The following is a 12,429-nucleotide window of genomic DNA, read 5'->3' as shown; positions in this document are numbered from 1 at the left end:
TACAATGCTGCTGAGCAACTCTCCAACCGAAAAAGGAGCACCTATGTCTCGACTTTCAGAACGCAGAGACTTTGCCACCGAAGTCTGCGAGGAGGCTGGGCTACTTGCCAAAAAGTTCTTTGCAGATCGGGTCAATCTTATTGTTGATCAAAAAGGCGCTCAGGACTGGGTGAGCGAGGCGGACAAGAACGTCGAGACTTTCATTCGTCAAAGGATCGCGGAGGCGTGGCCCAAAGATGGCGTATACGGTGAAGAGCATGGCGCGGTAGCGGGAGAGAGTGGCTTTGACTGGGTTATTGATCCAATTGATGGGACCACGAATTTCGTGAACGGTATTCCTGCATGGACCATTGTTCTGGCTGGTGTCACTGAGGGCCAAACGGAGATTGGTGTGATCCACGATCCAAACGTGGATGAAACTTTTGTCGCAACTCGCGGAGAAACTGCGACACTTAACGGATCACGGATAAGCGTCGCGATAGGAGTGCCGTTGCAAGATGGAACAGTAGCTGTGGGATATTCGAACCGGATTGAGAGCCGTCACGTCTTACCTGTTATCGAGGATCTGATCGAGCACGGGGCGATGTTTCACAGAAACGCCAGCGGAGCGCTTTCATTGGCTTACGTCGCTGCCGGGCGCCTTTTGGGTTACGTGGAGGAGCACATGAATGCATGGGATTGTCTTGCTGGGCAATTGCTGGTCTCGGAAGCGGGTGGCGTTGTCGAGGATCAGGACGCCGATGCGATGATCCGAGACGGCGGGCGCGTGATCGTGGGGACACCAGATGTGTTCGAGACGTTGCGTGAGATCGCAGAGAACGCTTGGAACGCTTAGCTCCTACGTCAAAGAGACCCAACATGAATCAGGCTTGAGCGTAGCTAAATCTGCCTGCCAAAAATGGCCTTGTGAGGGTTGGTCGTGCCTGCGGTTTATCGAACAATTCGAGAGTGCGCACCAAAGCAATGTGCCAACTGCTCCATGCGTCACAATTGCAAGATCCCCGGCATCATGCGACCGGATAATCTTAGTGACTGTCCGATGAATGCGTATCTGTGCTTCGATCGCTGGTTCCCAACCGCGATAGCTACCTTCCGGCTGAGCAATGAAAGCATCGGCCGCGGCTTCGAAATTTTTCAGCGGCAAGTAACCGGTTGCGCTGCGGTCATTCTCACCAAGACCCAAGTTGCATTTCACGGATAGCATTCGTGTTGCAGCAAGAATCTCGCCTGTTTCGCGGGCCTTCCGCTCGTCGCTGGTCCATATCTGAGTGACGTTGGACAAGATTCCACTGGATGCAAATTCAGAAGCGCGCTTACGGCCCACAGCATTCAAGCCCCACTCAGTTATCGGGACGGCCGGATCGATTGAGACCTCGGGGTGTGTGATGATAATGAGTTTCGGCATTTAATCCGGCAAAAGAACGGGCCCTTTGTCAGCAAAACCCATTCTGATTTCGGCGCCGGGATCAAGCGGCGCATCGACGTCATCGTGTACGGCAAAAACCTGACCGAATGCACCGATCAGCGTATATTCCATTCGAACGCCAACATAGGTCGCCTTCGCCACCTTGGCTGCTATGCCTTGGTCTGAGCCGATAACCAGACGTGAGGGTCGCACTGCAATGGTTGCGTTTCCTTCGGACAAACCGCGACGTGGCAGCGTGTGGCGGTAGCCTTCTATTTCTATCGTTGCCACGTCGCCATTGATATCGACGATTTGGCAATCCAATAGGTTTGCCTCACCTATGAAATCGGCGACAAAACGATCGTTCGGGGCATCGTAAAGCTGGCGTGGTGTGCCCATTTGGGCGATCGCTGCGTTGCGCATGACGACAATCTCATCCGAGACTGCCAGTGCCTCCTCCTGATCGTGGGTCACGTAAACAACTGTCAAACCAAGATCTTGCTGGATTGCCCGAATATCCTCTCGCACCTGACGGCGAAGCTTGGCATCGAGATTGGACAGCGGCTCGTCGAACAGCAGAACCTGCGGCTCAAGAACCAGCGCGCGGGCGACGGCAACACGTTGTTGTTGGCCCCCTGACAGTTCCGAGGGAAGACGGTTGTCGAACCCCTGAAGACCGACCAGTTCCAATCCATACATAGCGCGGCCGCGGGCTTCATCCTTTGCAAAGCCTGAGAATGTGAGGCCATACATCACGTTTTCCAGCACGCTCATGTGAGGGAAAAGCGCGTATGACTGGAAAACCATGGATACGTCGCGGTCGGTGGCAGGCAATTTGGTCACGTCCCGATCACCAATTAGGATCTTGCCCGAGCTTGCCATTTCCAACCCGGCTATCATGCGCAAAGTCGTTGTTTTCCCACAGCCTGACGGACCAAGCAGTGTGACGAGTTTTCCTGCATTGACATGCAGGTTGATGTTGTCGACGGCGACGATGTCTTTACCGAATACTTTTGACACGTTCTCAAAGCGCACCGGGGCGGCCTTGGAACCGATTTTGGCGTCGGTCATCGCGATGCCTCCGTTCCGTGTTGCGTGCGTCGACCAATCTGGACCCGGCCAACGAGTAGTTGCAGTAAACCGACCGCCGCGAGCATCACAAAGATCAGCGTCGTCGAATAGGCGATCGCAAGGCCATAGTCGTTATTCTCGACCCGACCGATAATGTAGCTGGTCGCCATGTCATATTCTGCGCTGACCAGAAAGATGACAGCCGAGATCGCCGTCATGGCACGGACAAAACTGTAAACAAGCGCAGCAAGTATGGCAGGGCGCAATAGCGGCAGGATGACGTTTCGAAACGTCTGCCACGAGTTTGCACCAAGGGTCAGCGAGGATTCATCAAGGCTTCGGTCAAGCTGCGACATGCTCGCGATCCCCGCACGAACGCCAACCGGCATATTACGGAAGATAAAGCTGACAACGAGAATGACACCAGTACCCGTGATTTCAATTGGCGGAACGTTGAAGGCTAGGATGTAGCTGACGCCTATCACTGTTCCGGGGATAGCGAAGGACAACATTGTTCCAAATTCGAAAGCGTTCTTGCCTGCAAAACTTTGCCTGGTCAGCAGATAAGCGGTCACCAGACCTACGGCGGCAGTCAATGGGGCAGCAATGGCCGCGATCGTTATGGTGGTCCAGAAACTGTCCCAAGCGGCTCCGGTCCAGCGAAAGCTATCTTCTTCGAAACGTACGGAGAATGCGGTGACATAGTGTTTGACAGTTAGCGAGTTATCGACACCCCACAACTCGACGACACTGCCGTAAATGATCATCGCATAAACAACAATTGTGAACAGCGCCCAGCCCAGAGCGATGAGTAGTACCGGAACTGAAAGGCCAGTCGGCATCAGCGGATGAACACCGGCATCCCCTTTGCCGGTGACGGTTGTGTAGCTTTTCTTCCCCAGCCAGACACGCTGCGCGTAAAAGGCGGAAAGAGTAAAGAACAGCAGAACCATGGCCAGAACCGCGGCCCTGCCCTGATCGTATTGAGCGCCGACGATGGCGAAGAATATCTCGGTCGAAAGCACGTCGAAATTCCCGCCCAATACAAGCGGATTGCCGAAATCGGCCATGCTTTCGATGAAGCCAAGAAGAAATGCGTTCGCAAGACCGGGCCGCATCAGAGGCAAGGAAACCGTCTTGAATGTCTGCCATCTGCTGGCGCGGAGCGTTTGGGCCGCTTCTTCCATCGACGGAGAGACGCCTTCAACCACACCTATCAGAACAAGAAAGGCAATTGGCGTGAACGCGAGTGTCTGTGCGATCAGGATGCCTGGCATTCCGTAAAGCCAGCGTGTCGGCTGGGTGCCGAGAAGTTCGGCAAAGAACCGGGTGACCGATCCAGAAAGGCCAAAAAGCAAGATCAGCGCCAGGCCGATCACGAATGGCGGGGTGATTATTGGCAGAACGGTCAGAGCCCGCAACGCGCGTTTATGGCGAAAACCTGAGCGCGTCACAACCAGTGCAAAGCAAAGCCCCAGGACCGTGGTGATGACGCCAACGAGGATGGCAAGAAAAAGTGAATTCCAGGCGGCACCACAACGCGCGCCCTGAAAACACCCCAAACCCCACAGTCGATCATCGAAAAACTTCGAGAAGAATACCGCGATGGAGTACGCGCCGTCTTCGGTGATGAAGGCAGCGAAGAGCATCTTCGCGATGGGAAAAAAGACAAAAGCGGTGACAATTGTAATAACGCCACCGATAGCGCTTACGACAAAGACGTCACCGTTAATGGCACCCCTTGCCGCGATCCCCTGAGTAAGCAGGAACAGAAAGCTTGAGGCACATATCATCGCGCCGTAGCCCATTCCGTACTGACGGTCGCCGAGTTCGCCAAACATCGCCTCCAACCAATTGAAGTTGAAGCCTCTAATGCCAATGCTGAACCCCTGAGCGATCAGCCAGCCGAAGCCAAGCGCCCCTGACAGGATCAGTATTCTGGCGTAAAGTGGATCAGATTTGGGGCGCTTCAACACAAGAAGCGGCAGGACGAGTGCGATCAGGAGCGGAGCGAGCCAAAGTTTTTCACCCTGTCCAATCAGAAACGCAGCGGGGGCATAATCCTCATCGAATGGGTAGCCGTCCAAAAGCCACTCGAACGACCAAAGGCCACCGTCGACCATATACCAAGGCAACAGGCAGAATCCGACCCACCCGGCCGTGATCCAGAAGATCAGGACCGGATGGGTCGTTTTTGAAGTCCGGTCAGTCATTTACTGCGGCAGAGTCGAAACCTCTTCGTCCCATTTCTGCAACAGACGCTTCCGTTCGTCTGAGGAACCATACTTTTTGAAGTCATAGTCAATCAGCTTGATCTGACTCATGTCTGGCGCGCTATCCGAAGTTTCTGCGCCCTTATTCGATGGCACTTGAAACGCGTTGACCTGAAGAGCAAGGTTCTGGGCTTCGGGTGACAGTGCCCAGTCATAGAACTTTTTCGCTTCTTCTTCGTTGCGGGCTCCTTCAATAATCGACATCGAGCCAATTTCGTATCCTGTGCCCTCGCACGGTGCGACGACCTTAACCGGGAATCCTGAAACGGCCTGCTTCACAGCGTCATGCATAAAGACGATACCGATGGTGTTCTCACCGCGACCAGCGGCTTTGATCGGCGCAGAGCCAGACTTGGTATATTGGTTGATGTTCGAATGCAGACCTTTCATGAACTCAAAGCCTTCATCTTCGCCGAAGATCTGCACCATCGACGCTAGCGTGGTATAGGCCGTGCCTGATGAGTTTGGGTTCGCCATCTGAACGTGGCCCTTGTATTCGGGCTTCAGCAGGTCTTTCCAGCAGGCAGGTTCGGGCAGATTATTGGCAGCGACAAGATCGGCATTGTAGCCATAGCCTAGTGCGCCTGAATAGATGCCAATCGTCTTGTTACCCGCGCTTTCTGCCTGGGATATCGCCCAATCATGAAGTTGGTCACGTATTGGCGAAATGTACTCCATAGTCAGGCCCTCTTCGGCGGCTTGCAAATGCGGATCACCGGTACCGCCCCACCAAACGTCCCCTTTCGGGTTCGAGCTTTCGGCGCGGATTTGTGCAAAGGTTTCACCTGACGACTTCCGGGTCATGTTGACGTCGATGCCCGTCGCATCTTCAAAGCTTCGCGCCATGAGTTGGCACCAGTCTTCCTGTGCCGAACAATAGAAAGTCAATTTATCGGCCTGTGCCGCCGACAGTGACGCAGCCAGGGCAATCACCGATCCAACCGCAGTGGATGTCAATTTCCTCATATTTTTTCTCCCTATGAGCGTAATGCGTCCGGGTTTCCCGGTTCTTTCATGCCCTTCCTCATGCAGCCTTTCGAAGTTTCTTTATGACAGTTTTGAGTTCTGGATCGTCTGATAGATTATCCAGCAATTCTGACAGGTCTCTTTCTTGAACCAACTTTGCGGCCTTTGCCGGTGAGAACCAATGACGCGTTCGTTCACCTTCTTCCTTCCAGCGTCGCTTCAACTTTTCGACGACCAGAGGATAAAGGGTAACGCGGCAGCGAACGCTGCTTCGCCCCTCGTATCGTTTATCATAGAAAAAATGACCGATTGGCCGTTTAGATATGGTGCCGACTGCGCCTGCTTCTTCTTGAGCTTCTATTTCTGCGGCATGCCATGGTTTTTTGCCGTCCATTAGCCATCCTTTTGGGATAACCCACCGGCCGGTATCCCGCGAAGTGACCATAAGAACGCGCAACTTGCCAGTCTTGTCCCAGCGCATCGGAAGCGCCGCAATCTGATCTGCCGTTTCGCTGTCGCCCATGCCGCCCCTCAATGCCACACGATCAAAAACCAAAAGGAAGCTGTCTTTTTGGCAAGTCGGCCGTTTAACGCTTTGCCTTGGCTCGTATTTTGAATTTGATCAACTTGTGCATCTTCGCTTTGCGCTTCGCAATTACTTGTGTTCGCTCGAATTCTCACAACCTTCCGAGGGTTATGCAACAAAAAATATTGCATTATGACCGAAAGCCCACAAAAGTAGGTTTCGAAGCCTAATCGGGTCGTCGGATGTCCAAAACAAAAACGCGCGGCAAAATGTCTGAAAAGAACCAGAGCCGGGTAAAGAAATCCGACCGGCGCCAACAGATATTGTTGGAGCTGAAGCTGCGCCCGCACGTTCGCATCAACGAACTGGCACAGCGGTTCAACGTCTCCAACGAAACGGTACGTAGAGATTTCGATGCTCTGTCGAATGACGGCTTGATAGCGCGGGCACACGGGGGGGCATCAGCCGCTGCGCAAGGGCACTATCCGGGTTTGGATGAACGAACAAACGCTCAGGTTGAGGAACGCGAACGGATAGGTGCTATTTCGGCAGAACTGATCCAGAGCGGTGAAACGGTCATGATCGATTCCGGCTCGACCACAATCGAAATGGCACGTGTACTGGCTTATATTGGTACCCATTGCACGGTAATTACCAATTCCATTCCTGTAGCTATGACCCTTGGCCATGGGGCTGCTCAAGTCCTGTTATGCCCAGGGGAATATTTGGCAACTGAGTCTGCAACTATCGGAACCGAGACGCTGGAATTTCTGTCCCGCTTCAACGTCGACAGGTGCATGATCGGTGCCTCTGGGTTGTCGACAGAAGGTCCTTCAGAAACAGTGCGGGGCTTTGCGGCAGTAAAGAGGGTGATGCTGACGCGTGCCGAGAAACGACACCTACTTGTTGATTCCGGGAAATTCGGCCGGAAAGGCTTGTCTCAAGTAGGAGACCTTAACGACTTGGATTCCATAGTCACCGACAAAAAACCAACAGGAGAATTGCGTAACGCTATTGAGAGCGCCGAGGTCGACGTTCTCGTCGCCGGGTAGACATAAAATGATTGATTAACAGCGGACAAAAAGCACCGCACATAACTGGGAGGAAAACATGAAGATCGATATCAAACTATTGCTTGGGGCATCTGCAATCGCACTCATGTCGATGAGTGGAATAGCGTCGGCGCAGGATTGCCCACGCGGTGACTTGGACGAGCGTTTTTGTGATGCCGACGGGGATTTGATCGCGGATATCCCTAAAGATCCTTCCGAGCAAATAGATCCAGACACCTTGATCTTTGCTTACACGCCGGTAGAAGACCCCGCCGTATACAAAACTGCGTGGTCAGACTTTCTCGACCATTTGAAAGCAGAAACGGGCAAGGACGTTGTCTTTTTTCCAGTCCAGAACAACGCAGCCCAGATCGAGGCGATGCGCTCAGGGCGCCTGCATATTGCGGGATTCAACACCGGTTCTAACCCACTTGCGGTAAACTGCGCAGGGTTCCGTCCGTTCACAATCATGGCTTCGAAGGACGGTAATTTTGGTTACGAGATGGAAATCATCACCTATCCAGGTTCGGGCATCGAAAAGGTTGAAGACATCAAGGGAAAGCAACTGGCTTTTACATCCCCCACATCGAACTCGGGATTCAAGGCTCCTTCTGCGATCCTGAAAAGCGACTTTGATCTTCTGCCCGAACGCGATTTTGAGCCTGTATATTCGGGCAAGCACGACAACTCAATCCTAGGTGTTGCCAACAAAGACTACTTAGCGGCCTCAATTGCGAACTCGGTTAAATCGCGGATGATCTCTCGTGACGTGATCAATGAGGATGACGTCATTACGATTTATAAGTCGCAGACTTTCCCGACCACTGGGTTTGGCACCGTCTACAACCTGACACCCGAGCTGCAGGAAAAGATCCGCAATGCCTTCTTCAATTTCGATTGGGAGGGGACGACACTTGAAGCTGAGTTCTCAAAATCAAACGAAGGCCAATTCCTGGAGATGACTTATCAGGAATTCTGGGACGTCATTCGTAAAATCGACGCAGCAAATGGCGTTTCCTACGCCTGCCAATAACCTTTCACTAATCCGGCGGGCCTGAATGGGCCCGCCGTTCACCCTAATCTGGGGCATTTCATGCTGCGTCTTCAAAAGCTGACGAAAACATACAAGACCGGGGATCAGGCGCTGAAGGCAATCGATCTTGAGGTTCCAAAAGGACAGGTTCTTGCGTTGATTGGGCCCTCGGGCGCGGGCAAATCGACGATGATCCGCTGTGTCAACCGGTTGGTTGAACCTACAAGCGGCGGTGTCCTTTTGGATGATGTGGACCTGACCAAACTCGGATCGGGGGCATTACGGAAGGCACGCCGCGAAATGGGCATGATCTTTCAGGAATATGCCTTGGTCGAACGCCTGACAGTGATGGAAAATGTATTGTCCGGCAGGTTGGGCTATGTGGGGTTCTGGCGCAGCTTTCTACGGCGGTATCCGCAGTCGGATGTGGACGAAGCCTTCCGGCTACTCGATCGGGTGGGGCTGTTGCACATGGCGGATAAACGGGCGGACGAACTCTCCGGCGGTCAGCGCCAAAGGGTCGGCATCTGCCGGGCACTGATACAGAATCCAAAACTGCTGTTGGTCGATGAACCAACTGCATCGCTGGACCCAAAGACCAGCCGTCAGATTATGCGTCTCATCACCGAGTTATGTCAGGAACGCGGATTGGCAGCCATTATCAATATCCATGATGTGGCGCTCGCTCAGATGTTTGTTCCCCGCGTCGTAGGACTCCGATTTGGCGAAATTGTGTATGATGGGCTTCCCACAGGCCTTACCCCTGAGAAGCTGACCGAGATCTATGGGGAAGAAGATTGGGAAGCAACCATCGAAAACGTGGACGAAGACGACGATGTCGAGGCTGCAGAATGAGCCATCGAGAGTTAGACGACATGCTGGGAAAAGGCTGGCGTAAGCCTGCCTTTGTCAAAAACCCATTACTCCGCTGGGCATTGCTCCTTGGCTTTTTCGCCTACCTGATCGCGGCGTTCATGACCATCGAAGTTGATTGGGGCCGTGTCTATGAAGGGTTGGATCGAGGTTGGGCGTTTGTGCTTGCGTTCACCAGCCCAGACTTCATTTCACGGTGGACAGATATTTGGAGCGGCCTTCTGGAAAGTATCGTGATGACCGTGGCCGCGTCAGTTGTGGGCATCCTGATTTCGATCCCGATTGGGTTGGGGGCTGCCCGCAATATCGCGCCATTGCCAATCTACATGATTTGCCGAGGCATTGTAGCGATTAGTCGGGCATTGCAAGAGATTATCGTTGCCATTTTGCTTGTGGCTATCTTTGGCTTTGGCCCGCTGGCCGGATTTCTGACGCTTTCTTTCGCAACCATCGGGTTTCTCTCAAAACTTCTGGCCGAAGATATCGAAGCCATGGACAAGGTTCAGGCTGAGGCGATTAAGGCCTCTGGAGCGCGTTGGCCACAATGGATCAACTATGGAGTTCAACCCCAGGTTATGCCGCGACTTGTGGGCCTTTCAATGTATCGGATCGACATCAATTTCAGAGAAAGCGCGATCCTTGGGCTCGTGGGGGCTGGTGGAATTGGTGCAACTTTGAACACCGCATTCGACCGCTATGAATACGACACGGCGGCAGCCATTCTCATTCTTATCATCGGCATCGTGATGGCACTTGAATACCTTTCGGGAATTATTCGAGCGAGGGTTCAGTAGTGCCGATACTTGAACGCGACGATGCGCAAATCTGGCGTCGCCGGACAACGGGTCAGAGCTTGGTCCGTTGGTTCGGCTGGTTGCTGGGCGTGGCGATCTTTGTTTACTGCTGGCAGCTAATCTCAGAGTCGACGACTTGGTTTTTCGTCTGGGATGCGCCCCGCATCGCCAATGATATTTGGACTCGTGCAACGCCTCCTAAATGGGATTACATCACCCAGTTAGGTCGCCCGATTTGGGACACGCTAAACATTGCCACCCTGGGAACCATAATTGCCCTGTGCATGGCAGTGCCAGTTGCCTTTTTGGCGGCCCGCAACACCACACCATCGGCCTTGTTCATCCGACCGATTGCCTTGTTGGTCATTGTCTCGACCCGCTCTATAAACTCGTTGATCTGGGCGCTTCTTTTGATCGCGATTATTGGTCCCGGAGTGTTCGCCGGTGTCATAGCAATCGCCATTCGTTCAATCGGGTTTTGCGCAAAGCTTCTTTACGAAGCGATTGAGGAAATTGATCACACGCAGGTCGAAGCAATCACAGCAACCGGTGCTTCACGCTGGCAGGTCATGGCCTATGGGATCGTACCGCAAATCCTGCCCGCGTTTGCAGGCATTGCCGTTTTCCGTTGGGATATCAACATTCGCGAATCCACGGTGCTCGGGCTGGTTGGAGCCGGAGGTATCGGTTTGCAATTGTCGGCTTCGCTCAACGTACTGGCTTGGCCGCAAGTTAGTCTGATCCTTATTGTAATTCTGGTCGCGGTCATGATCAGTGAATGGGTTTCGGCGAAAGTGCGAGGGGCCATCATTTGACCGATTTCTCTGCGCAAGAGGCTTTTGAGGCCTACGAGGGTGTACGGCACCGCCTTCCGGAAACCGGAACCACTGAAGTTAGCTATCGTCAGGTCGAGACGCTAGAGGACCTAGCTCATGAGTTCGACGTGTTTCTCCTGGACGCCTTCGGAGTTCTAAATATTGGTGATACGGCGATCCCGGAAACACCAGATCGGGTCAGGTCACTTAAAGCCGCCGGCAAGCGCGTTCTGGTCGTGTCGAATGCCGCGGGATTTCCCCACGCAACTCTTATCGAGAAATACAATAGGCTTGGTTACAACTTCGCGCCACAAGACGTGATCACCAGTCGGGCCACGTTGTTGTCTGAGCTAAACGGCCAAAGTGAGTTGCATTGGGGATTGATGGCGACTCCCAGTGCCGGTCTTCGCGATCTGGAAGGGTTAAAATTATCCTATCTGGAGGATGATCCGAAGCCCTACGAAACCGTCGACGGTTTTTTGATGATCGGGTCAGCGGTTTGGAATGAAACGCGACAAGCTATGTTGGAGGCCGCTTTGCTGGAGCGTCCCCGCCCGGTATTAGTCGGCAACCCTGACATTGTCGCTCCGCGCGAGTACGGTTTTTCCAAAGAACCGGGTCTTTACGCGCACCGTCTTGCAGACCGGACAGGTGTCGTCCCTCAGTTCTTTGGGAAACCTTTCACCAACATCTATGACCTTGCTTTCCAACGCCTCGGGCACGTCGACAAGCCCCGCGTTCTGATGGTTGGCGACAGCCTGCACACCGACATTCTAGGTGCACGAAATGCAGGCATAGCTTCCGCGCTCATCTCTGGATTCGGTTTCTTCGCAGGGCATGATGTTGAAGCAGCGATCTTGAAGGCAGGGATAGTGCCGAGCTTTGTTGTAAACCGGCCTTGATATTGGAGCGTTCCGCTTGGACACGTCTTTCTGTTAACTCGAACGTCGGGTGAATCAGCGTTGCGCACATCCCGACCATGTGAACGAAGCGCCACGTGTGAACGGCAGCTTTGGAGAACCCTCCGCAACAACTTAACTCTAAACTCACGTCCGGATTGGGCCGAACTCCGAACTTTGCAAAGCCCGCTTTCTGCGCATTGCTGTCATTGGGGCATCGAGCAGCATCGGTCAAAGTGGGCTCGATCAAGACCTTCTCTGCGCAGTGCACCAATGGCCGCTTCGGCACGAGAGTGCTATTCCGCCGCAGCCGTAAGCGTATCCCAAATATATTCTATTTGTCTCACCCCGCGTATCGTTCCATGATTTCACTGGTTAATAAACTTGCCAGCTCTTAGCTACAAAACCCACAACGGCCGCATATCTTCAAGCCATCCCCCTCGTCGGCCGGTTGTTTGAGATATTGAATTTCATTCCGTCTAGCAACTCTTCCAGATCCGGACGTGCCGCAGGCCCGTTGGACAAAATAACAATCTGCGTCGTGCCATCCGGAAGAATGAAAAAGGATGCCGGTTCCGCAAAACGGCGATCCGTTTCGTTGGGCGAAATAGGATCGGTCACATAGACACCTAATTCCCTCATTTGATCTTCATTGAGATCATAAGCTAGATCAAACTCCCAGCCGAATTCATCCTGGTCCGCGAGAGATTTCTCGATCGGAT

General features: G+C 53.3%; 12 protein-coding genes and 1 pseudogene. 7 read left to right on the top strand and 6 right to left on the bottom strand.

All coding sequences use genetic code 11. From position 1 onward, the window contains the following. The first annotated feature begins 43 nt into the window (after positions 1–43). Complete coding sequence (locus ACR0L3_RS16610) at positions 44–835, top strand: inositol monophosphatase family protein (RefSeq protein ID WP_480746881.1); 792 nt, start codon at positions 44–46, stop codon at positions 833–835. A 3-nt stretch (positions 836–838) separates the two neighbouring features. On the opposite strand, the gene ACR0L3_RS16605 is transcribed toward ACR0L3_RS16610, so the two are convergent. The 5 genes from ACR0L3_RS16605 to ACR0L3_RS16585 are packed head-to-tail and all read right to left on the bottom strand — an operon-like array spanning position 839 to position 6,238. After that, positions 839–1,405: a histidine phosphatase family protein gene (locus ACR0L3_RS16605; RefSeq protein WP_480746880.1), complete on the bottom strand. Its 567-nt coding sequence runs from the start codon at positions 1,403–1,405 to the stop codon at positions 839–841. Then, the gene (locus ACR0L3_RS16600) at positions 1,406–2,476 is read right to left on the bottom strand and encodes an ABC transporter ATP-binding protein (protein ID WP_480746879.1); all 1,071 of its coding nucleotides are present in this window, start codon (positions 2,474–2,476) and stop codon (positions 1,406–1,408) included. Beyond that, positions 2,473–4,689, bottom strand: a complete 2,217-nt coding sequence (locus ACR0L3_RS16595; protein ID WP_480746878.1) for an ABC transporter permease — start codon at positions 4,687–4,689, stop codon at positions 2,473–2,475. Before ACR0L3_RS16595 ends, ACR0L3_RS16600 begins: the two co-directional genes overlap by 4 nt. After that, positions 4,690–5,715 carry an ABC transporter substrate-binding protein gene (locus tag ACR0L3_RS16590; protein WP_480746877.1) on the bottom strand — a complete coding sequence of 342 codons (1,026 nt, stop codon included), beginning with the start codon at positions 5,713–5,715 and terminating at the stop codon, positions 4,690–4,692. It abuts the gene before it with no gap. 58 nt (positions 5,716–5,773) lie between these two features. Beyond that, positions 5,774–6,238 (bottom strand): NUDIX hydrolase, encoded by a 465-nt coding sequence (locus ACR0L3_RS16585; RefSeq protein WP_480746876.1) that lies wholly within the window; start codon positions 6,236–6,238, stop codon positions 5,774–5,776. Positions 6,239–6,483: 245 nt separating this feature from the next. Between ACR0L3_RS16585 and ACR0L3_RS16580 the strand changes: the two genes are divergently transcribed. From ACR0L3_RS16580 to ACR0L3_RS16555, 6 genes are read left to right on the top strand one after another with little or no spacing between them, the layout of a single operon-like run. Next, positions 6,484–7,293, top strand: a complete 810-nt coding sequence (locus ACR0L3_RS16580; RefSeq protein ID WP_480746875.1) for a DeoR/GlpR family DNA-binding transcription regulator — start codon at positions 6,484–6,486, stop codon at positions 7,291–7,293. Between the two features lie 58 nt (positions 7,294–7,351). Next, complete coding sequence (gene phnD / locus ACR0L3_RS16575) at positions 7,352–8,326, top strand: phosphate/phosphite/phosphonate ABC transporter substrate-binding protein (protein WP_480746874.1); 975 nt, start codon at positions 7,352–7,354, stop codon at positions 8,324–8,326. A gap of 60 nt (positions 8,327–8,386) precedes the next feature. Continuing rightward, a complete protein-coding gene (phnC, locus tag ACR0L3_RS16570; protein ID WP_480746873.1) occupies positions 8,387–9,181 on the top strand; it encodes a phosphonate ABC transporter ATP-binding protein in 795 nt (264 codons plus the stop codon). Next, positions 9,178–9,993, top strand: a complete 816-nt coding sequence (gene phnE, locus ACR0L3_RS16565; RefSeq protein WP_170375209.1) for a phosphonate ABC transporter, permease protein PhnE — start codon at positions 9,178–9,180, stop codon at positions 9,991–9,993. The genes phnC and phnE (ACR0L3_RS16565) overlap by 4 nt, the downstream gene beginning before the upstream one ends. Then, complete coding sequence (gene phnE, locus ACR0L3_RS16560; RefSeq protein ID WP_170327399.1) at positions 9,993–10,808, top strand: phosphonate ABC transporter, permease protein PhnE; 816 nt, start codon at positions 9,993–9,995, stop codon at positions 10,806–10,808. Before phnE (ACR0L3_RS16565) ends, phnE (ACR0L3_RS16560) begins: the two co-directional genes overlap by 1 nt. Further along, positions 10,805–11,710, top strand: coding sequence for an HAD-IIA family hydrolase (locus ACR0L3_RS16555; RefSeq protein WP_480746872.1), 906 nt, complete (start codon positions 10,805–10,807; stop codon positions 11,708–11,710). Before phnE (ACR0L3_RS16560) ends, ACR0L3_RS16555 begins: the two co-directional genes overlap by 4 nt. Before the next feature lie 423 nt (positions 11,711–12,133). On the opposite strand, the pseudogene ACR0L3_RS16550 reads toward ACR0L3_RS16555, so the two are convergent. After that, positions 12,134–12,429 (bottom strand): annotated as a pseudogene (locus ACR0L3_RS16550) (thioredoxin peroxidase); the annotation flags it as partial.

This window comes from Ruegeria sp. CK1 (assembly GCF_056536545.1).
Note: the sequence above shows the minus strand (reverse complement) of the source record. Positions and strands in the feature narration are given on the sequence as shown.

Excerpts from the sequence above, each read along its gene's own strand:
- phnC (WP_480746873.1), top strand. The coding sequence starts at position 8,387 with ATGCTGCGTCTTCAAAAGCTGACGAAAACATACAAGACCGGGGATCAG.
- phnD (WP_480746874.1), top strand. The coding sequence starts at position 7,352 with ATGAAGATCGATATCAAACTATTGCTTGGGGCATCTGCAATCGCACTC.
- ACR0L3_RS16600 (WP_480746879.1), bottom strand. The coding sequence starts at position 2,476 with ATGACCGACGCCAAAATCGGTTCCAAGGCCGCCCCGGTGCGCTTTGAG.
- ACR0L3_RS16585 (WP_480746876.1), bottom strand. The coding sequence starts at position 6,238 with ATGGGCGACAGCGAAACGGCAGATCAGATTGCGGCGCTTCCGATGCGC.
- ACR0L3_RS16605 (WP_480746880.1), bottom strand. The coding sequence starts at position 1,405 with ATGCCGAAACTCATTATCATCACACACCCCGAGGTCTCAATCGATCCG.
- ACR0L3_RS16590 (WP_480746877.1), bottom strand. The coding sequence starts at position 5,715 with ATGAGGAAATTGACATCCACTGCGGTTGGATCGGTGATTGCCCTGGCT.
- ACR0L3_RS16595 (WP_480746878.1), bottom strand. The coding sequence starts at position 4,689 with ATGACTGACCGGACTTCAAAAACGACCCATCCGGTCCTGATCTTCTGG.
- ACR0L3_RS16610 (WP_480746881.1), top strand. The coding sequence starts at position 44 with ATGTCTCGACTTTCAGAACGCAGAGACTTTGCCACCGAAGTCTGCGAG.
- ACR0L3_RS16580 (WP_480746875.1), top strand. The coding sequence starts at position 6,484 with ATGTCCAAAACAAAAACGCGCGGCAAAATGTCTGAAAAGAACCAGAGC.
- phnE (WP_170375209.1), top strand. The coding sequence starts at position 9,178 with ATGAGCCATCGAGAGTTAGACGACATGCTGGGAAAAGGCTGGCGTAAG.